This window comes from Streptomyces sp. SCSIO 30461, from assembly GCF_037023745.1.
GTDB lineage: Bacteria > Actinomycetota > Actinomycetes > Streptomycetales > Streptomycetaceae > Streptomyces.
In genome coordinates this window covers 3248194-3270886 of sequence record NZ_CP146101.1, presented here as the reverse complement: position 1 = coordinate 3270886, position 22693 = coordinate 3248194, and the positions used below count along the sequence as shown (strand labels likewise).

General features: G+C 71.9%; 10 protein-coding genes. 9 read left to right on the top strand and 1 reads right to left on the bottom strand.

The annotated features are described in order from the left end of the window. The first annotated feature begins 120 nt into the window (after window positions 1-120). The gene (locus V1460_RS14435) at window positions 121-1923 is read left to right on the top strand and encodes a S8 family serine peptidase (RefSeq protein WP_338674126.1); all 1803 of its coding nucleotides are present in this window, start codon (window positions 121-123) and stop codon (window positions 1921-1923) included. Window positions 1924-2049: 126 nt separating this feature from the next. Beyond that, entirely contained in the window at window positions 2050-5145 is a 3096-nt protein-coding gene (locus V1460_RS14430; RefSeq protein WP_407077456.1) for an AAA family ATPase, read from the top strand. Between the two features lie 53 nt (window positions 5146-5198). Here the strand turns inward: V1460_RS14430 and V1460_RS14425 are convergent, their stop codons facing one another. After that, window positions 5199-6056, bottom strand: a complete 858-nt coding sequence (locus V1460_RS14425; protein ID WP_338674124.1) for an SDR family oxidoreductase — start codon at window positions 6054-6056, stop codon at window positions 5199-5201. Window positions 6057-6160: 104 nt separating this feature from the next. On the opposite strand from V1460_RS14425, the gene V1460_RS14420 reads away from it, so the two are divergent. The 7 genes from V1460_RS14420 (at window position 6161) to V1460_RS14390 (ending at window position 22575) form a co-directional block, all read left to right on the top strand. Beyond that, on the top strand, window positions 6161-6628 hold the full coding sequence (locus tag V1460_RS14420; protein WP_338674123.1) for a MarR family transcriptional regulator: 468 nt from the start codon (window positions 6161-6163) through the stop codon (window positions 6626-6628). Between the two features lie 481 nt (window positions 6629-7109). Beyond that, window positions 7110-14315, top strand: coding sequence for an SDR family NAD(P)-dependent oxidoreductase (locus V1460_RS14415; RefSeq protein ID WP_338674122.1), 7206 nt, complete (start codon window positions 7110-7112; stop codon window positions 14313-14315). A 1-nt stretch (window position 14316) separates the two neighbouring features. Then, window positions 14317-19104, top strand: coding sequence for a beta-ketoacyl synthase N-terminal-like domain-containing protein (locus V1460_RS14410; protein ID WP_338674121.1), 4788 nt, complete (start codon window positions 14317-14319; stop codon window positions 19102-19104). Continuing rightward, window positions 19101-19424 carry a phosphopantetheine-binding protein gene (locus V1460_RS14405; RefSeq protein ID WP_338674120.1) on the top strand — a complete coding sequence of 108 codons (324 nt, stop codon included), beginning with the start codon at window positions 19101-19103 and terminating at the stop codon, window positions 19422-19424. The genes V1460_RS14410 and V1460_RS14405 overlap by 4 nt, the downstream gene beginning before the upstream one ends. A gap of 3 nt (window positions 19425-19427) precedes the next feature. Next, window positions 19428-20270 carry an alpha/beta hydrolase gene (locus tag V1460_RS14400; protein WP_338674119.1) on the top strand — a complete coding sequence of 281 codons (843 nt, stop codon included), beginning with the start codon at window positions 19428-19430 and terminating at the stop codon, window positions 20268-20270. Continuing rightward, complete coding sequence (locus tag V1460_RS14395) at window positions 20267-21493, top strand: glycosyltransferase (protein WP_338674118.1); 1227 nt, start codon at window positions 20267-20269, stop codon at window positions 21491-21493. Before V1460_RS14400 ends, V1460_RS14395 begins: the two co-directional genes overlap by 4 nt. Further along, window positions 21490-22575 carry a class I SAM-dependent methyltransferase gene (locus V1460_RS14390; protein WP_338674117.1) on the top strand — a complete coding sequence of 362 codons (1086 nt, stop codon included), beginning with the start codon at window positions 21490-21492 and terminating at the stop codon, window positions 22573-22575. The genes V1460_RS14395 and V1460_RS14390 overlap by 4 nt, the downstream gene beginning before the upstream one ends. Window positions 22576-22693: the final 118 nt, after the last annotated feature.

Sequence of the window (22693 nt, the reverse complement as noted above, 5' to 3'; positions counted from 1 at the left end):
AGCCCGGGAACCACGGGTCGCACCCCCACAGCGAACCGCGGTTCCGCGCCGTTCGTCCGATCCCCAGTTTCTCGGAAAGGGAACACCTTGAACGGTTCCGGACGGAGACTCATATCCGTCGTGGCCGCGACCGCCACCATCGTCGGTGTCGCCGCCACTTCCGCCGTGGCGTTTGCCGCCGCCCCGGCGAACTCGTCACCGCAGGCCGCACCTGCCGCGCAGTCGCTGCCGCAGCTGCCGACCGCGCCGGTCGAGAAGGTCATCGTGACCTACAAGGCGCAGGCCACAGAGGCGAGTTCGAACACCGCCGCCAAGACCGACGCCGCCACGAAGGCCACCGAGACCGGTGAGAAGCTCGTCTTCGAGCGCCGCCTCGCCGGCGGTGCCGCGCTGGTGGACCTGGGTGGCGCCGCATCCAAGCAGGACCTCGGCGAGGTCATGGCCGCCTTCCGCGCCGACCCCTCGGTCGCCTCGGTGGAGCCGGACATCCGCGCCTACCCGATGGCGATCACGCCCAACGACACCCAGTACGCCGCCCAGTGGGACCTCTTCGAGAGCACCGGCGGCATGAATGTGCCGACCGCCTGGGACAAGACCACCGGCAGCGGTGTCACGGTCGCCGTCATCGACACCGGCTACGCCACCCACTCGGACCTGGCCGCGAACATCGTCTCCGGTTACGACTTCATCTCCGACTCGGCCGACGCTCGCGACGGCAGCGGACGGGACAGCAACCCCAAGGACGAGGGCGACTGGAACGCCACCGACGGCGAGTGCGGCCTCGGCTCGACGGCCGGTGACTCCTCCTGGCACGGCACGCATGTCGCGGGCACCATCGCCGCGGCGGCCGGCAACAACAAGGGCATCGCGGGTATCGCGTACAACGCGAAGATCCAGCCCGTGCGTGTGCTCGGCAAGTGCGGCGGCTCGTCGTCCGACATCGCCGACGCGATCACCTGGGCCTCCGGCGGCAGCGTCCCGGGGGTCGCCGCGAACCCGACCCCGGCGAAGGTGCTGAACCTCAGCCTCGGCGGCTCCAGCTCCACCTGCCCGAGCGTCTACAGGAACGCGATCAACGGCGCCGTCTCCCGCGGCACGACGGTCGTGGTCGCGGCGGGCAACGAGAACTCCAGCGCCTCCAGCTCCACCCCGGCGAACTGCCCCAACGTCATCACCGTGGCGTCCACCAGCCGTGAGGGCAACCGCTCGTTCTACTCCAACTACGGCAGCGCGGTCGACGTCTCGGCGCCCGGTGGCGAGACCCGTCGCTCGACCGACACCCCCGGCACCATCACCACGCCCGAGAACGGCATCCTCTCGACGCTGAACTCCGGTGACACCACCCAGTCTGCCGAGAACTACGAGCCGTACCAGGGCACGTCGATGGCCGCCCCGCACATCGCCGGCCTCGCGGCGCTGCTGAAGTCCGCGAAGTCCTCGCTGACCCCGGCCGAGATCGAAGCCGCCATCAAGGCGAACGCCCGCACGCTTCCCGGCACCTGCTCCGGTGGCTGCGGCTCCGGCATCGCGGATGCGGCCAAGACCGTCAACGCCGTCCTCGGCACCGACACCGGTTCCGGCGCGACCTTCACCAACAGCACCAATGTGACGATCAACGACAACGCCACCGTGTCGTCGTCGATCACCGTCACCGGCCGCACCGGCAACGCACCCTCCGCCCTCAAGGTCGCCGTGGACATCAAGCACACCTGGCGAGGGGACCTGATCATCGACCTGATCGCCCCGGACGGCACGGTGCGCGGCCTCAAGACCTTCTCGGGCTCCGACAGCGCCGACAACGTCCTCACGACGTACACGGTCGACGCGTCCAGCGAAGTCGCCAACGGCACCTGGAAGCTCCAGGTCCGCGATGCCGCCTCGGGTGACACCGGCTACATCGACAGCTGGAGCCTCACCTTCTGAGACAGCCTCTTTGAGGTCATAATCGCAGGTCAGGGGCGCGTTCGTGGGCTTGGGCCACGGGCGCGCCCCGCCGCTTTCCGGGTACAGTCCTGTCCGCATGCCGGACAACGGGCATGGACTGGGACGATGGGCTTCGTATCCTCACTGCACACGCGCACGGACGGGCAGGGGGCTCGCAGGCCGGAAGGGGGTGGTGGGTGCGTGTCGTCCGCTCAGAAGCGCACTGCGCCCGTCGGCCGGGCAGAAGTCATCGAACGCCTCGAAAGGGTGCTGCAAGCGCGCGGGCGCGCCCTGCTCACCGGTTCGGCGGGGGTCGGCAAGACCGAGGTCGCCCTGGCCATCTCCGCCCGCGCCCAGGCGCGCGGCGAGACCGTGCTGTGGCTCGCGACCCTCCCCGGTGACCACGCCATCCCCGGTGCCACCGCCGCCGCGCTCGTCGCCTCCGTGTCCGCGACCCTGTCCCCGGCCGGGCAGCTCGGGCCGAACGGCGCCGAAGGAGCCACCGGCGTCGACGCCCTCGTGCGCGCCGCGGCCGATGTGACCCGGCCCGCCGACGCCCCGTCCGCCGGACCCTCGGGGTCGGCGGGTCCGCCCGGCGCGTCCGGCCTGCCCGGCGCGGCCACCGCGCCGAGCGCGCCGTACGACGTCCGCGAAGGGCTGCCGGGCCCCCAGCGGGACGCCGTCGCCATGCTCTGCCGCGAGGCCCCGGCTCCCGAGGGCGGCTGGGACCCCATCGCCCTGCGGCTGGCCCTGGCGCAGATCCTTCGTTCCCTGGCCGGGCACCGGCCGGTGCTGCTCGTGGTCGACGGCGTACAGCGGATCGACCCGGACAGCGCCGATCTGCTGCGCTTCGCCCTCCATCTGGCACCGCCGACGCTGCGGGTGATCGCGATCGAGACCCCGGAGGCGCACGACCCGGACGCCGGCACCACCGGGCCCGAGCAGCTCTGGGTGCCCTCCGAGGCCGATGTACTGCTCGTGCCGCCGCTTCACGCCGACGACATCGCCGAGCTCCTCATCCACCACCGGCTTCCGTCCCGGATGGCCGGGCGCATCCACAAGGCCAGCGGCGGCAATCCGCGGCTGGCGCTCGCCGTCGGCCGCTCGCTCGCGGACGCGCGCACACCGGTGCACCACGCTGAGGCGCTGTCGCTCTCCGGGCGGGCGCGCGATCTGTCGCGGCAGCTGCTGGGGCTGGTCTCGCCCGCGGTCCGGGACACCCTGCTCCTCGCGGCCCTCGCCCTGCGCCCCACCGCATCGCTCATCCGCCGCGCGGGCCGACCCACGGCCGAGGCCGACCTGGCGGCTGCCGAACGGGCCGGTCTCGTGCTGCTCACCGAGGACGGGACGGTGGCCTTCCGGGCCGGCATCCTCCCTTCGACCCTGGTCCACGACGCCTGCTGGACCGACCGCAGCGAGGGGCACGCGGCGCTCGCCCGGGTCGTGGACGACCCTGTCGAGGAGGTCAGGCACCGGGCACTGGCCACCGACATCCCGGACGAGGAGCTGGCCGCCGAGGTCGCGGCTGCCGCTGACAGCGCCCGGCGGCGCGGCAACACCGCTCTGGCTGCCGAACTCGCCCTTCTCGCCGCCGAGTCCACGCCCGGACGCAACGGCACCCAGCGCATCGCCCGCCTCGTGGACGCGGCGGAGGAGGCAGCCCGCGCGGCCCGCGCCGATCTGGCGATGCGCGCGGCGACGGACCTGCTGGCACGTGACGCATCGCCCGGCGAGCGGGTACGGGCCAGGCTCGCGGTGCTGGACACGGCCGGTCAGGGACTGACCGGTCTGGACGAGATCTACGCCCACGCGATGGAGGACTCGGAGGGCGACACGGCGCTGCGGGCCGCCGTACAACTGCGCCTGGCGGTGAAGTACGTCCTGGCCGACGGCGACCCGGTCCGCTCCCGGGCGGCCGCGATCGACTCGGCGGCTCTCGCCGCTTCGGTCGGCGACCGTATGACCGCGGCGAAGGCGCTGACGGTCCAGGCCCGGATGGAACGCGTACTCGGCTCACCGGACGAGGAGCGGGTGCTCCAGGAGGCGCGGGAGCTGGAGATGGTCGACCGGCCGCTCGGCATCCGCAACGCCGCGCAGATCCTCACCATCCGCCACGCGCTGTTCGATGACCGGCTCCTGGACGCGCGCGACGAGATGAACGCGCTGCTGCCGCTGGTCGAACGGCGCGGTTCGGTCGAGGACGCCATCGAGCTGTTCCGTACGCTGGCCGAGGTCGAGGCCCGGCAGGGCCAGTGCGCTGCAGCGCTGTCCCACGCCGGGCGGTCGCTCGCGCTGACCCTGGAGGCGGGACTGTCCCCCGGCCCCGCCTGGTACGCCCTGGCGCTCGCCGAGACGGCGGGCGGCAGCTTCGCCCGCGCGGCGAGCTACGCGCGTCGAAGCGCCCAGGCGTCGGACGAGGAGGGCGACAACGTCTTCCTCTCCCGGAGCCTGTACGCGCTCGGCCGCGTCCAGCTGATCATGGGTGATGTCAGCAACTCCCTGGAGACGCTGCGCCGGGTGCAGGCCGGTGAGCGGGCTCAGGCGGCCGTCGATCCGTCCATGCTGCGCTGGCACGAAGAGCTGGCGGAGGCGCTCGTCGCGAGCGACTCCCTCGATGAGGCGTCCGCCCTGCTCGCCGATGTGCGACCGGTCGCGGAGCGCCTCGGCCGCCGCTCGGTGCTGCTGGGATGCGATCGCGCCGAAGCGCTTTTGTTGGCCGCGGGCGGTAAGCCTGACGAGGCTGCCGCCCTGCTGACCCGTACGGCGGAGCGCTTCGCGACGGCCGGGCTACCTCTCGAACAGGGCCGGGCGCTGGTGGCGCTGTCCCGCGTGGAACGGCGCAGGCGGCGGCGTTCGGCCGCACAGCACGCACTGCACACCGCGGCCTCGGTCTTCGAGCGGGCGGGCGCGGCGCCCTGGCTGGCGCTCGCGAAGGAGACACCGGCAGGCGCCCCCGAGCCGGCCCCGGCCTCTCGCGGCGGTGCGCTGTCGTCCTTGACGGAGGCGGAGCTGCGGCTTGCGCAGATGGTGGGACAGGGTGCCAGCAACCAGGAGGCGGCTGCCCGGCTGTATCTGAGTGTGAAGACGGTCGAGGCACGGCTGACGCGGATCTACCAGAAGCTGGATGTCAGGTCCCGTGCCCAGCTCGCCACCGCGCTGGGCGCGTGGGCGGGTGGTCGCGCCGGCTCCCTGCCGACGGACGCCGGACCGGCGCCCACCTGACGAGATCGTGAGCGGTCGGCCCGGCGTCGTACCGCGAGTAGACGGCGGATCGGTCAGGCGACCCAGGTACTGGTGAGTCCGAGCACCGCGGAACCGTCCAGGTCGGCGATCTTGGTGCCGGTGAAGCCGCGGGCCCAGTCGGAGGTCTGGATGCGGAACGCGGGGCTCTCGGCGGTGAGCGCCTCCATGACCGACTCGGCGACCTGGGCCGGGGTCTGGGCACCGTTGAGGAACTGCCCGACGGTGCGGTTGATGTACGCCTGGAGGGCCGGGGCGTACACACCGGCCTCGGCGACCACTCCTTCGAGGTCCACCCCGATGTTGCTGACGAACTCGGTGGCCACGGCTCCCGGTTCGATGACCGACACCTTCACACCGAGGGTGGCCGCCACCGGGGCCAGGCTCTCCATGTAGCCCTCGACGGCGAACTTGGCAGCGCAGTAGGCCTCGTTGAAGGGCTGGCCGATGATTCCGCCGACACTGGTGACGGTGATCAGCCGACCGCCCGAAGCACGCAGATGGGGCAGGGCGGCCTTGGAAGCGGCCAGCACGCCGAAGAAGTTGACCTCCATGACCTTGCGGACGTCATCGACGGTCTCGTTCTCCAGGGTGCCGAGGTGGCCGGCCCCGGCATTGTTGACCAGAGCATCAAGTCGGCCGTGGTCCGCCACCACACTGTCGATCGCAGCGGTGACGGACGCGGCGTCGGTGACGTCGAGCTGCCGGATGTCGAGCTCCACCCCCGCTTCCGCTGCGGCCTCGCGCAGCGCGTCGGAGCGACTGGTGTCGCGCAGGGTCGCCACGGTGCGCCAGCCGGCCTGCGCCGCGGCGACCGCGGCGGCGAGGCCGATCCCGGATGAGGTGCCGGTGATCAGGACGACGGGTGAGGACTCAACAGACTGAGAGGACATGGCGAGGCCTTTCGATGGCAAAGCGGCAAACACGACGCACATCTGTGCGTGTACACACACCATAACCATTATGTGTGCGCACACACAACCCGTAGACTCAGGCTATGCCGAAAAGGAAGCTCACGCAGGCCGAGATGCCCGTCGCCGACCACGCCTTCTACGGCCTCGTCTGGGCCGGCACCGTGCTCACGGAGCGCGTCGACCGAGCGCTCGGCAAGGCCCACGACCTCCCCGTCTCATGGTTCGAGGTGATGCTGTGGCTGGCATCCAACCCCGAGCCGGTGCCCGCTTCGGTGCTCGGCAACAGCACGATGCTCAGTCGCAGCCAGGTGTCCCGGGTCATCGATGCGCTCCAGGCGCGAGGCCTGGTCACCCGCACCCCGTCGACGCGGGACGCGCGATCCGTGGAGGTGGCGCTCACACCGGAAGGCCACCGACTGTTCGCGGAAGCGGACGACACGCGACGGGCCAGCCTCGCCCCGGTCTTCACCGACCTGCTCGACCAGGAGGACCTGGAGGCCCTGAGCTCCGTATGGCGGAAACTCAAAGCCGCCAAGGAGGGTCAGGGCTGAGGGCCTCTCCCGGATCCCGGAGACGGACGACACGGAATCCCCCGGTTCATTGATCGCTCAATCAATGACCGCCAGTTGACTGATGAACCGTCAGATGACCTCCGGCGACCTTGTTGACAGTCCACCGCCAACGCGAAACGATGACTGGCCGCGCCGCCGGAATCCCCCACCTCTTCCCCTCGCGCCTTCCCCTACACCCTTTCTTCGCTCAATTCCTTGGCGGTCATGGGCCGGGAGTTCTCACACTCGCCGCCCGATTCCGCCATGCCCGTTTACCGCACCGCCTCCCAACCTGCTGATGAACAAGGTCATTTGGCCATCCTGCGATGGTTGACCGTTGAGTAACCCGACGCTATCTTCAAGCCGTTCCGCAGAAGGCCCGAATTTCATTCCTCCGGGCCATGCAAGACCCTGTACGTCTTGAGCTTCTGATTGACCGAAATTTAACCTCCGGGCAACGCCAACGCTTATTCGGAGAATTATGACGTCGGCAGAGCACATCGTGGACCTGGTCATCGGAATCACCCCCTTCGGTGAGCCGGACGCCCGACTCGCCGCAGCGGTCAGCCGCTCCGGCGGGCTCGGAGTGCTCGACCTGGGGACCGGCGACCGAAGAGCCCGGGATGCCCTTGCGGCACTGCGTCGCTGGGCTCCCGGCCACTACGGAATCCGGGTCGGCCCACGGTGCCGGCTCGGCCCGGACGAGCTCGGGCCCGATCGGGCCCGCAGCGCCGAAACCGGCTCCGTGCGGGCCCGCCCATCCCGACCCGGCACCGTGGTGCTGGCCCCCGGATCCACCTGGGCGCCTGGGGACGTACCGCCCGGCCACCGCGTGCTGGTCGAGGTCACCGACCTCGACTCGGCACGCGCCGCCGCACGGTCGCGGGCCGACGGGCTGATCGCCCGCGGCAATGAGTGCGGCGGCCCGGTCGGTGAGCTCAGTACCTTTGTCCTCCTCCAACAGCTCCTCAGTGCCGGGGAGCTATCGGGTATCCCGGTGTGGGCCTGTGGAGGGATCGCACCGGGGACCGCGGCGGCGGCTGTCGTCGGTGGCGCTACCGGAGTGGTGCTGGACACCCAACTGGCGCTGCTGGCCGAGTCGGAGACGCCCGAACACATCGCGGCGGTGCTCCGGACGATGGACGGCTCGGAGACTCGTGTAGTGGCCGGCCTGCGGACCCTGCGTCGCCTCGGATCGCCGCAGCACGGCGCGGCGGTTGAACCACTGCCGGTCGGTCAGGACGGGTTCCTCGCGGCCCGGTTCGCCGAACGTTGGGGAGACACCGGCCGTGCGCTACGTGCCGTCAGCGATGCCGTACACGCCGCCGTCCGCGAGGACACCGCCGAGCGAAGCCTCACAGTGGGCTCCGCGATGAGCGGGGCGCTGGGCACCCGCCTGCCGATCGCCCAGGGGCCGATGACCCGGGTCAGCGACCGTGCGGACTTCGCCGAAGCCGTCGCCGCCGAAGGCGCCCTCCCCTTCATCGCCCTGGCGCTCGCCGGAGCCGAGCAGTCACGGACGATGCTCGCGGAGGTACGGGACGCCCTCGCCGAAAGGCCGTGGGGGGTCGGAATCCTCGGATTCGCTCCGGAGGAGACCCGGTCCGCCCAGTTGGAGGCGGTGATCGACGCCCGCCCGACGCACGCCATCGTCGCCGGGGGGCGGCCCTCGCAGGCACACGTCCTGGAGGAGGCAGGGATCAAGGCCTTCCTGCATGTGCCGTCGCCCGGTCTGCTGCGGCAGTTCCTGGACGCGGGTGCGCGCCGGTTCGTCTTCGAGGGTGCCGAATGCGGTGGGCATGTCGGGCCGCGCAACAGCTTCCCGTTGTGGGAGGCCCAACTCGGCGTTCTGCAGGATTTCCTGGACGGCAGGCACGGCCGACACGGGCCGGACGGCGCGGGGGATCGCACGGGCGAGACCGGACCCGAGGCGCAGCGGAACACCGCACGGATCGAGGTGCTGCTCGCCGGCGGTATCCATGACGAACGGTCCGCCGCGATGGCCGCCGCGCTCGCCGCCCCGCTCACCGCACGCGGCTGCGCCGTCGGGGTGCTCATGGGCACGGCGTATCTGTTCACCGAGGAAGCCGTGACATGCGGCGCGGTCCGGCCGCTCTTCCAGCGTCGGGTCGTGGCGGCGGAACGCACGGCACTCCTGGAGACCGCGCCCGGCCATGCCACCCGCTGTGTGCCGAGCCCGTTCAGCGAGGCCTTCCGGGCGCTGGGCGACGACCTGCGTCGCGAGGGGCTCGGTGATCGCGAGGTCTGGGAGCGGCTCGAACGGCTCAACGTCGGACGCCTCCGGATGGCCGCCAAGGGTCTGGAGCGCTCCGACGGCGGGGCACTCTCCGCCGTGGACGAGGAACGGCAGCTGACCGAGGGCATGTTCATGGCCGGCGAGGTCGCCGTACTGCGGTCCGCCACCACCACGGTGGCGGAACTGCACACCGCGGTCAGCGACGCCGCCGCACGCTACATCGGCGAGCGCAGGGCCGCGCTGCGGACACGCCCCGGGCTCGGCCCCGACCGGGAGGCTGGCACGGAACCCCAAGCACCGCGGCCGCTGGACGTGGCCGTGGTCGGGATGGCATGCATGTTCCCGGGAGCACCCGACCTCGCCTCCTTCTGGGCAAACGTCCTGGACGGGGTGGACTCCGTCGGCGAGGTCCCGCCCGAACGCTGGGACCCCGCTGTGCACGGTCCCGATGCGAGTGGTGCGTCCGCATCGCGCTGGGGCGGCTTCCTGGCGCCCGTACCATTCGACCCGCTGCGCTACGGCATACCGCCCGCCTCACTCGGCAGCATCGAACCCGTGCAGCTGCTGGCGCTGGAGGCGGCTCGGCGGGCACTTGAGGACGCCGGAATCGGCTCGGGGGGAAGGGACTTCGACCGGACGCGCACAGGTGTGGTGTTCGGCGCCGAGCCGGGCAGCGACCTGTCGAACGCGGCGACGCTGCGCGCGGTGCTGCCCTCGTACTACGGCGCTGTGCCCGAAGGTCTGAACGGGCAGCTGCCTGCGCTGACCGAGGACTCGTTCCCCGGGATGCTCTCCAACGTGATCTCCGGGCGGATCGCCAACCGCCTCGACCTCGGCGGCCCCAACTTCACCGTCGACGCCGCCTGCGCGTCGTCGCTCGCCGCCGTCGACGTGGCCTGCAAGGAGCTTGTCGCAGGCACCAGCGACATCATGCTGTGCGGCGGCGCCGACCTGCACAACGGGATCAACGACTACGTGCTGTTCTCGTCGGTGCATGCGCTCTCGCCCACGGGCAGATCGCGAGCCTTCGACAGCGGTGCCGACGGAATCGCGCTCGGCGAGGGCGTGGCCTGTGTGGTGCTCAAGCGGCTTGCCGACGCCGAACGCGACGGGGACCGCGTCTACGGAGTGATCAAGGGTGTCGGCAGCTCGAGCGACGGCCGTTCGCTCGGACTGACGGCTCCCCGGCCGGAAGGACAACGCAGGGCGCTCGAACGGGCACACCGCAATGCCGGGACCTCACCCGCCGACATCGGTCTGGTGGAGGCGCACGGCACCGGCACGGTGGTCGGCGACCGCACCGAACTGGAAGTCCTCACCGAGGTGTTCGAAGCCGCCGGTGCGGACAGGGGGAGCTGCGTCCTGGGCTCGGTCAAGTCGCAGATCGGGCACACCAAGTGCGCGGCGGGACTGGCCGGTCTGATCAAGACCGCGCTGGCCCTGCACACGGGAGTGCGACCGCCGACACTGCATCTGGAACGACCCAACCGCGCCTGGCAGGAGGGCCGGAGTCCGTTCGTGTTCCACCGCGAGGCGCTGCCGTGGACCGCTTCGCCCCGGCGGCGGCTGGCCGGACTGAGCGCGTTCGGCTTCGGCGGCACGAACTTCCACGTGGTACTGAGCGCCCACGACCACGGCGCACCGCCGGCCGCGCACGGACGTGACGCCTGGCCGGCCGAGCTGTTCCTGTTTCGCGGCGCGGACGCCGAAGCAGCGCGCAGGGCGGTCGAAGAGCTGCTGGCCCTGGAGTCGGCCGACGCGGAAGGACCCGGCCGGTGGCGGCTGCGGGATCTGGCTCTGGCCGCCTCCCGGCGCGCTGACAAGGGACGCGGCCCGGTGCGGTTCGCCGTCGTGGCGAAGGACCGGGCGGAACTGCGCGAGCGGCTGCGTCGCGTGCTGGCCGGGGAGCACTCGCCTCAGGCAGGCGTCCATGTCGACGACCGCCCCGAGGCGGGGGCCGGATCCGACGCACTCACCGGGGCCGAGCGCGGCAAGGTGGCGTTCCTCTTTCCTGGGCAGGGCAGCCAGCGCCCTGGGATGTTCGCTGAGGTGTTCACCTCCTTCCCCGGACTGCATCACCTGCTGGCCTGCGACAGCGGCACCGCCGCGACGCTGCTCCCACCCGCCGCCTTCGCCGACGGTGCGCGCGAGCGGCTGCGCACCGACCTCATGGACACCAGGGCCGCCCAGCCGGCACTCGGGATGGTGGACCTCGCCGCGCACACTCTGCTCACCCAGGCCGGTGTCGAACCGGACATGGCAGCGGGCCACAGCTACGGGGAGCTGGTGGCCCTGTGCGCGGCGGGCTCCTTCGACTCAGAAACGCTGTTGGAGCTGAGCCGGGAGCGTGCCGCGGTGATCCTGGCGGCAGCCGGAGGCGACCCGGGTGCCATGGCCGCGGTGTCCGCATCAGCGGCGGAGATCGAACAGGCCGTCGGCCCGGCGCGCGAGGCGGGTGGAGTGACGGGCCTGGTCATCGCCAACCACAACGCACCGCGCCAGACGGTGGTGTCGGGACCGACCGCGGCCGTCGAGGCCGCCGTACGGCTGCTGCGAGAGGCGGGGCACGGCGCGAAGCGGCTCCCGGTGGCCTGTGCCTTCCACAGTCCGCTGGTGGCGGGCGCCGCCGACAGCTTCGCCCGGGCGCTGGCCGAACACGGCCTTCGAGAACCGGAGTTCGCCGTGTGGTCCAATCGCACGGCGCGACCGTACGAGGACGGGCCGGATGCCGTCCGCGCGGAGCTGGCGGCGCAGATCGGCGCTCCGGTGCGGTTCGCCGCACAGATCGAGGCGATGTACGAGGCCGGTGCCCGGATCTTCGTCGAGGCGGGTCCGGGGCGGGTGCTGACCCGGTTGGTCGCCGAGATACTCGGCGACCGGCCGCACCTCGCCGTCGCCTGCGAACCCCGACCGGACAGCGGACTGTCAGGGCTGCTGGACGCGCTCGCCCGGCTGGCGGTGGCCGGGCTGCCGGTCCGCACCGGCTGGATGTTCCGGGGGCGGGACGCCGTCGACCCGGGCCGCGCCGCCGTCGTCGAACGGCGGCCGGGTTGGACGGTCGACGGACATCTGGTGCGCACCGCATCCGGTGAGCTGCTGCCCGGTGCGCTGGCACCGGCCCGACGTGTCGTGGAGACGACTGTGACGACGAATCACCCCGTGGGCGCGCAAGAGGCCGAGGGGGCGGCGGCCCGCCAGGACGCACTGATCGCCGAATTCCTGCGGACCAGCCGGGACATGGTGGCGGCGCAACGCGATGTCCTGCTCACCTACTTCGGCGGCGCTCCGGCCGTCGACGGCACGAGCCCGGTCGCGGCGCCGCCGCATGTGGTTCCCGCGGCGACCCGCTCGCACGCGCTGCCCGATCCGGTTCCGGTTCCTGGTCCGGCTTCGGTTCCTGGTCCGCCGGACGCCGTGGTGGAAGGCGCCGTGGCGGGCCACGGGCCCGTCGTGCTGTCCGACGCGGATGTCCTGCGCATGGTGGTCGAGATCATCAGCGAACGCACCGGATATCCGGCGGACATGGTCGAGCCGGGTCTCGACCTCGAGGCCGACCTCAGCATCGACTCGATCAAACGCACCGAGATCGTCGGTGAGTCGGCGGGGAGACTGGTCGCCGCCGGAGCGGTGTCGGCAGACGCCGCGACCCTGGATGACGCCGCCATGGAGGAACTGGCCAAAGCCAGGACCGCGGAGGCACTGGCTGCCCGGATCGCCGCACTCGCGACCGGAGGATCCGCCGACGCGCCCCCGGTGTCGCTCCCGCCGTCTACTACAACGGCGTCCGAGACGACGGAGACCGGGACCACCGGGACAGGTGCCGACCGTACCGATACCGACGGGATCGAGGCCGACGGGACACCGGACGCCGCCCCTCTTGCGATCGCCGCGCCCAAACGGTTCTTCCTGCGTCCCGCGCCCCTGCCGAAGACCACCGCAGCCGATGAGCGCCTCACCGGGCGACGATTCGCGCTCATCGGCGACGGTGACGGTGAACACGCCGGTGCCGCTTCGGCGTTGACGGAACTGCTGGCCGGCACCGGCGCCACGGCGGTCCGCTTCCCCGCAGGGAGGCTGCTCACCGACGAGGACGGGCCGCTCGACGGAGTCATCCTCCTTGACTCCCTTGCGGCCTCGGGACCGCCCGTGCTCCCCGGCTCGTTCCCCGTCGTCAAGGCCGCACTGCGGATCCGCCCACGGACGCTTATCGCGGTACGCCCAACGGAGGACGGTCGTGTGGGCGAGCGGGCGGCGGGGCTGGGCGGTCTGTTCCGCAGCATCGCCCGCGAGTACCCGGACACGGCGGCTACGGTGATCGATCTACTGCCGGACGCGGCATCCGGGCCGTACGGAGCCGACGGACCGGACGGATCGGATGGACTCGGCGGAACGGACCGACCGGCCGCGGTCGCCGCCGCCGTACTCGATGAACTGACCGCGCCCGGCGGCGCCCCAGCCGTGCTGCGCGGGCGCGAAGGCCGTAACGTTCGAGCGCTGGCCGAGGCACCGTTCGGGCCGATCGCGCTGACCGGCGCGGGCCCTGCGGGCGAAGGAGCGGCCGAAGCCGAGGCCATCGGGCTCGGCCGGGACGCCGTGGTGCTGCTGACGGGCGGAGCCCGCGGCATCACGGCCGCCTGCGCCGTCGCACTCGCCAGGGCATGCGGTTGCCGCATCGAGCTGCTGGGGAGGACCCCCGCGCCCGCCGGTCCCGAAGACCCGGCGACGGCGGTGGCCGAGGACGAGGCCGCTCTGCGGGCGGTGCTCGCGACGCGGGGACGCTACACCTCGCCGGCCGAGATCGCCCGTGCCGCCGGGCTCATTCTCGCCCAGCGCGAGATCACCGCCACGCTCGCGGCTCTGGAATCCGCGGGCAGCGAAGCACGCTATCGCAGTGTCGATTGCCGTGACTCCGCAGCCGTGCTCCAAGCGGTCAAGGAGATCCATGCCGAGCACGGACGGCTCGACGGAGTGGTCCACGCCGCCGGTGTGATCGAGGACCGCCTGATCGAGGAGAAGTCGGCCGAATCCTTCGAGCGTGTCTACGGCACCAAGGTGGCGGGCGCCGCATCCTTGCTGTCCGCGCTCGACGAACTGCCCGACGGCCCTTCGTTCACCGTGCTGTTCGGAAGTATCTCCGCTGTGCTCGGCAACCGCGGTCAGGCGGACTACGCCGCGGCGAACGACGCGCTGGAGAGCCTCGGCGAGCACTGGCGTGCACGCACCGGACGCCGGGTGCTGACCGTTCACTGGGGGCCCTGGGCGCCCTCCGGTATCCACTCGGGCATGGTCGGCCCCGAGCTGGCCAGGTCCTATTCGCGGCGCGGGATCACCCTGATCGACCCGGAAGAGGGCTCGCTCGCCCTGCTGCGGGAGCTGGCATGGGGCGACGGGACGGCCGGGGCCGTCGTCCACACCGCCTCGGAGTGGTGAGATGTCGCGTCCCGACTTCCGCAGCACGCCCGTCGCCATCACCGGGATGGCCGTACTGCTGCCGGGTGCACCGGACCTGGCGGCGTACTGGCGCAATCTCCTGACCGGATTCGATGCCATCAGCGAGGTACCCGAAGGGCGTTGGGACGCGGCCTACTACCGGCCGGATTCCGCATCAGGTCCCGCTGCCGCGGACCGGGTGTACTGCCGCAGGGGCGGTTTCGTGGACACACTGACCGACGTCGATGTGACGCGGTACGGCATCATGCCCAGCTCCGTGTCCGGTACCGAGCCCGACCAGCTGATCGCCCTGCACGTGGCGGCCGCGGCGCTCGCCGACGCGGGCGGCGAGGAACGGTTGCCGGTGCGGGAGCGGGTCGGGGTCGTGCTGGGACGCGGCGGCTATCTGACCCCCGGCCTGGTCCGGCTGGACCAGCGGGTACGCACGGCAGGCCAGCTCGTGCGCACACTCGGCGAACTGCTGCCGGAGCTCGGTGAATCCCAACTCAACAGGGTGCGCGCTGCGTTCACCGAGCGGCTCGGCCCCGACCGGCCCGAGAACGCGATCGGCCTGGTGCCCAACCTCGCCGCCTCGCGTATGGCCAACCGGCTGGATCTGCGCGGACCCGCCTACACCGTGGACGCCGCGTGCGCCTCCTCGCTCGTGGCGGTGGACCAGGCGGTGGGCGAGCTGGCTTCCGGACGCTGCGACGTGATGCTGGCGGGCGGTGTGCACCACTGCCATGACATCACCCTCTGGAGTGTGTTCTCGCAGCTGCGGGCACTGTCGCCGAGCCAGCGTGTCCGCCCGTTCCATCGGGACGCGGACGGCATCCTTATCGGCGAGGGCACTGGGGTGGTGGTACTCAAACGGCTGGCGGACGCCGAGCGGGACGGCGATCGCGTCTACGCGGTGATCCGGGGCACGGGGGTGAGCAGCGACGGCCGTACGGCCGGTCTGGTCAACCCCGATCCGGGGGGACAGATCAGGGCGGTGCGGCAGGCCTGGCAGGCTGCCGGCATCGATCCCGCCGACCCGGGGTCCATCGGTCTGCTGGAGGCGCACGGCACCGCGACACCAGCCGGTGACGCGGCCGAACTACGCACCCTGGCAGAGGTGTTCGGGCCGTACGGCGGACAGAGCGGTGACCGTCCCGGGAACGGCCGTCCGGTCATCGGTTCCGTGAAGTCCATGATCGGCCACGCCATGCCCGCGGCGGGAGTGGCCGGTCTCGTCAAGGCGGCACTGGCCGTCCATCACGGGATGCTGCTGCCGACCCTGCACTGCGAAGTCCCGCACCCAGCCCTCGCGGACACCCGGTTCCGTCCGCTGACCGCTCCGGTTCCCTGGGAGACGGCCTGCGGCAGCGGGCGCCGCGCGGCGGTGAACGCCTTCGGCTTCGGCGGGATCAACGCCCATGTGATCCTCGAACAGGCCCCGGCACCACACCAGTCGGCCAGGCCTTCGGGGGCGACGCGGTCGACTGACGGGGCGCAGCGGTCGCTGTCCATCACCGAGCCCGAACGGACGCTGCTGCTCGCGGCCGACAGCCCGGAGCGGCTGACCGCCCTGCTGGACGCCGACGACCACACCGTACTGGCCATGGGCATCGCACCTTCCGCTGCCGCGGAGCCGGCGAGCCGGATCCGGCTCGGCATCGTCGCGCCCACCCCGAAACGGCTGGCGCTGGCCCGGCGCGCCTTCGCCAAGGGCCAGGCCTGGCGCGGTCGCAACGACGTCTGGTTCGCTCATGAGCCGCTGCTCGGGGGTGCCAGTCCCGGTCGTGTGGCCTTTGTCTTCCCGGGGCTCGAAGGCGACTTCGCACCGCGGGTGGAGGGAGTGGCCGAGCACTTCGGCCTGGCTTCGGCCACTGGTGCGGGCAGTGGCACGGCGGCTGCCGAGGTGGACGACATCGGCCGACACGGTCTCGGTGTGGTCGCGGTGGGGCGGCTGCTGGACGCGGCGCTGCGCCGGATGGGCGTCGTGGCGGAGGCGGTGGCCGGGCACAGCATCGGTGAGTGGACGGCGATGGCGGCGGCCGGAGTGTACGCCGAGCACGCCGTCGACGAATTCATGGCCTCGCTCGACCCCGACACGGTCACGGTGCCCGACCTCGCCTTCGCCGCGGTCGGCAGGTCCGCGCTGCAGGTGTCGGAGGCTCTGCGGCACTCCGGTCTTCCGGTGAGTCTGTCGCATGACAACGCACCACACCAGTCGATGGTGTGCGGGCCACCGGACGCCGTCGAGGAGTTCGTCGGCGCGTTGCGGTCCGACGGGGTGCTCTGCAGAGTGCTGCCGTTCCGGTCCGGATTCCACACTCCGATGCTGGAGCCCAGCCTCGGACCGTTCCGGGCGGCGGCCGAACGGTTCTCCCTGCACCGGCCGTCGGTGCCGGTCTGGTCGGGTACGACGGCGGCCCCGTTCCCCGACGACGAGGCGGGTGTCCGCGCGCTGTTCGTACGCCATCTGCTGGAGCCGGTCCGGTTCCGGCAACTGACCGAAGCTCTGTACGCGTCCGGCTTCCGGGCGTTCATCCAGGTCGGCACGGGGCAGTTGGGCTCGCTGATCGACGACACTCTGGCGGGCCGGGAGCATCTGGTGGTGGCCGCCAACTCACCCCATCGCTCCGGTCTCGCACAGCTGCGGCGGGTCGCGGTCGCATTGTGGGCCGAGGGCGCTCTGGTGCGGCCCGACGCGGTCGACCGCCCCCCCGCAGTCACCATCACAGCCACCACCGCAGCCACAGCAGCGGCCACGGGCGTCGCCGGCACAGAGCCGAAGGCGCCGCCGCCGGTGCGGCTCGATCTGAGCGGCGCCCTTGTCTCGCTGGACCGCGGCACCGCCGCCGCGCTGCGCTCCTCGCTGCTCCCGGCACCTCCCCGGCACGCGACGGCCCGGTCCCTGCCGTCCGCGTCGGCCCCGGTCACCACCGGCGCGGCAGCCGCGCGATTCCCCGTACTCGCCGAACTCGACGCGCTGATGCAGGACACCGCTGCCGTCGCGGCCGAACTGATCTCCGCGACCGCCCGCACCGCACCGCCGCCGCCCAGGATGCCGACGGCTCGTGCGATGCCCACACCGGCTCCGGCCCGTCCGACCGACCCGGCGCCCGCCGGATCCGCGTTCACGGTCCGTGTGGGGCCGGACTCCATGCCCTATCTGCTCGACCACTGCTTCTTCCGGCAGCGTCCGGACTGGCCCGACGTCGCGGACCGGTGGCCGGTGGTCCCCGCCACCACGATCGTCCACCACATGATGGACGCGGCGGAAGGAGGCGCCCCCGGCCTGCGGGCGATCGCCGTGCACGAAGCCCGGTTCGACCGCTGGCTGACGGCGGCCGAGCCGATGGACGTCACCGTCACCGTCACCCCGTCGGGACCGGGGCTCGCCGATGTGTCCTTCGGCCCGCACGCCCGTGCCACGGTCGAGCTCGCCGAACGCCATGGCCCTCCCCCACCGGTCTGGGACCGCGGCACGTTCGGCGACGAGCGCCGACCGGCACACCGGGCGGCCCAGTTGTACGACGAGCGCTGGATGTTCCACGGCCCCGCCTACCAGGGTGTGACCGAGCTGACCGGAATCGGCGACCGTCATGCACGCGCCGTGCTGACCGTGCCGCCCGCACCCGGTGCGCTGCTGGACAACGTCGGGCAGGTGCTCGGCTACTGGATCATGGCGACCGCCACCGAACGGACCGTGGTGTTCCCCGTCAGGATGCGGCGAATGCGGTTCTTCGGCCCGCCACCCCCGCCCGGCACCGCGCTGGAGTGCCTCATCCGCGTCACCGCGCTGACCGGTTCCCTCCTCGAAGCCGACGCGCTGCTGCTCATCGGGGGAACGGTGTGGGCCGAGCTGTCCGGCTGGCAGGACCGCCGGTTCGACAACGACCCGAAGACCCGGCCGGTCGAGCGCTTCCCCGAGCACAACACCCTGTCCGAGAGCCGTGCGGGTGGTTGGTCGCTGGTCCATGAGCGCTGGCCAGACCTGGCATCGCGTGACCTGATCATGCGCAACATGCTGGGCAGCGCCGAGCGCCGGGCCTACGAACGGCAGCCACCGCGCGGGCGTCGGCAGTGGCTGCTGGGCCGGATCGCCGCCAAGGACGCGGTGCGCGGCGTTCTCTGGCGGCAGGGTGAGGGCCCGGTCTTCCCCGCCGAGCTGTGCGTGGACAACGAAGCGGACGGCCGGCCCGTGGTGAGCGGACGGCACGGCCGGACACTGCCGCCCCTGTCCGTTTCGATCGCCCACCGGGCCGAGGCGGCCGTCGCCCTCGTGACCCCCCGGGCCACCGCACAGGCAGCAGGCGGTGGTGCCGGTCCGGGAATCGACATCGAGGAGATCACCGAGCGCCCCGAGACCACGCTGACCGCTGCCCTGGGCCCGGATGAGCGTGCGCTGCTGACCACCTGCCGAGAAGCCACCGGTGAGTCCGAGGCACTGTGGTTCACCCGCTTCTGGGCGGCGAAGGAGGCAGCCGCCAAGGCGGAGGGCACGGGATTCGCAGGCCGCCCCAGGGACTTCGCGGTGGTGGCCGCGGCACACGACCGGCTGACCGTCGAGGTGCGTACCGCATCAGGTGAACCGCCGCGTACCCATCGGGTCGCCTGCGAGCAGGTGAGCAATCCCCCGGGGCTGCCGGAGCGCTCCTACGTCGTCGCGTGGACCGGAGGCCCGGCCGCCCCCACCGGCCCGGGCAGCCCGAGTGAACCGAACCGCCCGAATGACCCGAACAGCGCGAACGGCCCGGAACGGTCCGGAACAGCGAGCGACGAGGAGGACGGGAAGTGACCACGACACAGCCTGCGGGGCCGTTACGGGCGGACCAGGACGAGATCCTCGCCGATATCAGAGCCATGATCGGACTTGTCCTGGAGGACTACGGACTCGACGACACCGAGATCGGGATGGAGACCCGGTTCAGCCGGGATCTGGAGTTCGAGAGCATCGACCTGGTCACCCTGGCCGGTCATCTGGAGGACCGGTACGGGCGGACGGTCAACTTCGCCGAGTTCGTGGCGTCCATGGAGCTCGACGACATCATCGAGCTCACCGTCGGCCGGCTCGTGGAACACGTCGCGCACTGCCTCAAGAGCGCGGGAGCGGGCTGACCGATGGCGATCATCGATGCCGGCGGTGTCCGGCTGCACGTCCAGCGGCTCGGTCCCGGCGACGGGCGCCCGGCCAGGGCCACCGTCGTCCTGCTGCACGGTCTGCTGACCGACAGTCTGGCGAGCTACTACTTCACCGTCGCACCGGCTTTCGCCGCGGCCGGACTCGATGTGGTGATGTACGACCAGCGGGGGCACGGCCGGAGTGAGCGCCCGGCCACGGGGTACAGCCTCGACGCGTTCACGGGCGATCTCGGGGCGCTCCTCGCACGCCTGGAGATCCACGGTCCTGTGCATCTGGTCGGGAACTCCTTCGGCGGCACGGTGTCCTTCGGCTACGCCCTGCGGCACCCCGAGCGGGTGGCGAGCATCGCGGTCATCGAGTCCGAACCGGCCACGCCTTCCTGGGCGCGCAAGATCTTCGGCCTGCTGGACCGGGTGCGGCACGAGATGACGGCCAACGAGCGCGACGCTCTCGACTGGATCGCCGCGCACCGCGGCGGCCACACGGCACGGCTGGCGAAGGCGGCGGGACGGCTGGTGCGGGACACCGCGATCGCAGCCGAGGTCACCGCCTGCGAGGTGGTCGGCGAACAGCAGCTCCGTTCTCTGCACTGCCCGGTGCTGGCGGTGTACGGCGAGGACTCCGACCTCGCCGAGCAGGCTCCGTGGCTTCGCGCCCTGCTCCCCCGGTGCAGGACCGTACTGCTGCCGGGTCATGAGCACTCGGTGCTGGTGGAGGCGCCGGGCCAGGTGCGCGACCTCGTACTGGACTGGATCGGGCGCCATCCGCACCGTTACGGCAGTCCGCTGCCGGCCGCGCCCATGGAGGTGAACATACTGTGAGCCGCTTCCTGTTCGTCGTCCCGCCGCTCGTCGGGCACATCAATCCGCTGGTCGGCGTGGCGGCGGCGCTGACCGGACGTGGACACCAGGTGGCCTGGGCAGGGCTGCCCGACGCGGTGCACCGCCTCGCCGGACAGGACGCGCGGGTGTTCCCGTCCCCGGCAACCTGGACGGACGGTCCGGAACGGCCCGCGGACATCCGGGGCCCTGAAGCGCTGCGATTCCTCTGGGAGCGCTTTCTGGTGCCGCTCGCCGACGCGATGGCGGAGGGCGTACGGGACGCGGTGGAGGTGTTCCGTCCCGATGTGCTGGTCGCGGACCAGCAGGCCGCTGCGGGCGGACTCGTCGCCGAGCGGCTGCGGGTGAGGTGGGCGACGTCGGCGACGACATCGGCGGAGTTCGCCGATGTCCTTGCGTCGATGCCGAAGGTCGCGGCCTGGAACGAGGCCCTGCTGCAGGAGCTGCGCGGGCGTATCGGCGCCCCGGACGGAACGGCGGATCCGCGGTTCTCACCCCATCTGGTGCTGGCCTTCACCACCCAGGAGCTGGCCGGTCCGCCCGCCCGCGGCGGGGACCGGATCCGCTGGGTGGGCCCGTCGCTGGCCGCGCGACCCAGCCCGGCCGGCTTTCCCTGGGAGTGGTTCGACCCGGAACGGGCGAAGGTCCTCGTCACCCTCGGCACCGCGAACACCGACGTGGGTGAGCGCTTCCTCACCGAGTGCGCCCGGGCGCTGCGGGCGCGTGCCGACCGGATGCAGGCCGTCATCGTGGACCCCGAGGGCGTCGTGGACGCCGGTTCCGCGCACGGGGACCAGGACAAGGATCTGCTGTGCGTCCCCCTGGTGCCGCAACTGGCGCTGCTCAGGCACGTCGACGCGGTGGTCTGCCACGCGGGTCACAACACGGTGTGCGAGTCGCTGTGGCACGGCGTACCCCTTGTCGTGGCACCGATCAGGGACGACCAGCCGGTGATCGCCGCGCAGGTCGCCGACGCGGGTGCCGGGGTACGGGTCCGCTTCGGACGCGCGACCGAGGCCAGGATCGGTGCGGCCGTCGACGCCGTGCTGTACACGCCCGGCTACCGGGCCGCAGCGCGGGAGATCGGTTCCGCCTTCCGTGCCGCGGGCGGCGCCGAGGCCGCCGCCACCCATCTGGAACTGCTTGCCCGCGATGACGACACCTACACCGCAAGCACCCGGGCCCCCGAGGAGAACGCCGTATGACCGCCCGCTCCCAGCGCTCCCGTCCCCAGCAGTCACGGCATGAACTGGTGGCCGCGCTGCGACCCGCCTACCGGAACGAGCTCGCCGACGGGCCGCAGGTCTTCTTCGAACCGATGCGGCACACCTGCCCATGGTGCGGATCGGCGCGGATCGGCGGGCAGCTGCGCACAGCCGACCTTCTCCAGCACAAGCCCGGCACGTTCCGGATCGACCGCTGCCACTCCTGCCGGCACCTGTTCCAGAACCCCCGGCTCAACGCCAGGGGGCTCGACTTCTACTACCGGGACTTCTATGACGGCCTCGGCGAGCGGCAGCTCGACGGGATGTTCAGCGGGCGCACCGCCTCGTACCGCCGCCGTGCCGAGTCGGTGCTCCCCTATGTCGGCGAGGCAAAGCGGTGGCTGGATGTGGGTACGGGCCACGGCCACTTCTGCGAGGTCGCCCGGGAGGTGCTGCCGGACGTGGTCTTCGATGGGCTCGACCGCTCCGACGGCGCCGAGCTCGCCGCCCGCGAGGGGCGGGTCGAGCGTGGTCACCGCGGTGGCTTCACGGAGCTCGCGCCCGGTATGACCGGCGAATACGACGTGGTGAGCATGTTCCACTACCTGGAGCACAGCACCGAGCCCGTGCGGGAGCTGGAGGCGGCACGTGCGGCACTGCGCCCCGGTGGGCATCTGGTGATCGAAGTGCCGGACCCGGACAGTCGCTATGCCCGGCTGCTCGGGCGCTGGTGGCTCCCCTGGCTCCAGCCGCAGCATCTGCATCTGGTGCCGGTGGCCAACCTGCGCCGGGCGCTGGCGGGACACGGTTTCACCATGGTGGCGCAGCAGCACGGATCGGCGCACGAGGCGGTCGATCTGGTGGCGGCGGTCTGGCTGGGGCTGGACGAGGCGGCGCCGCGGGACGATCTCCCCTGGCTGCCCGCCAGACCCGGCGCCGCGAGACGCGCGCTACGCACCTCGGTACTGCTGGCAGGGCTGCCGGCCCTGCTGGCGGCAACGCTGACGGACCGTGCTCTCGCGCCGTTCGCGGAGCGCCTCGGACTCGCGAACGCCTACCGGCTGGTGGCGCGGCGGGACTGAGCTTCACATCCGGAGCCCCCGATGCAGACCTGGAGCACCATCCCCGTAGTCCGGCGTTTCCGGCACGACACATGCAGTGCGACAGATAGGGGAGAACGAAAAAGGCCGTCTCCTCTTG

Bases quoted from the DNA above. Each gene is read 5' to 3' on its own strand.
- V1460_RS14420 (WP_338674123.1), top strand. From the start codon at position 6,161: ATGCCGAAAAGGAAGCTCACGCAGGCCGAGATGCCCGTCGCCGACCAC.
- V1460_RS14400 (WP_338674119.1), top strand. From the start codon at position 19,428: ATGGCGATCATCGATGCCGGCGGTGTCCGGCTGCACGTCCAGCGGCTC.
- V1460_RS14415 (WP_338674122.1), top strand. From the start codon at position 7,110: ATGACGTCGGCAGAGCACATCGTGGACCTGGTCATCGGAATCACCCCC.
- V1460_RS14425 (WP_338674124.1), bottom strand. From the start codon at position 6,056: ATGTCCTCTCAGTCTGTTGAGTCCTCACCCGTCGTCCTGATCACCGGC.
- V1460_RS14390 (WP_338674117.1), top strand. From the start codon at position 21,490: ATGACCGCCCGCTCCCAGCGCTCCCGTCCCCAGCAGTCACGGCATGAA.
- V1460_RS14410 (WP_338674121.1), top strand. From the start codon at position 14,317: ATGTCGCGTCCCGACTTCCGCAGCACGCCCGTCGCCATCACCGGGATG.
- V1460_RS14430 (WP_407077456.1), top strand. From the start codon at position 2,050: ATGGGCTTCGTATCCTCACTGCACACGCGCACGGACGGGCAGGGGGCT.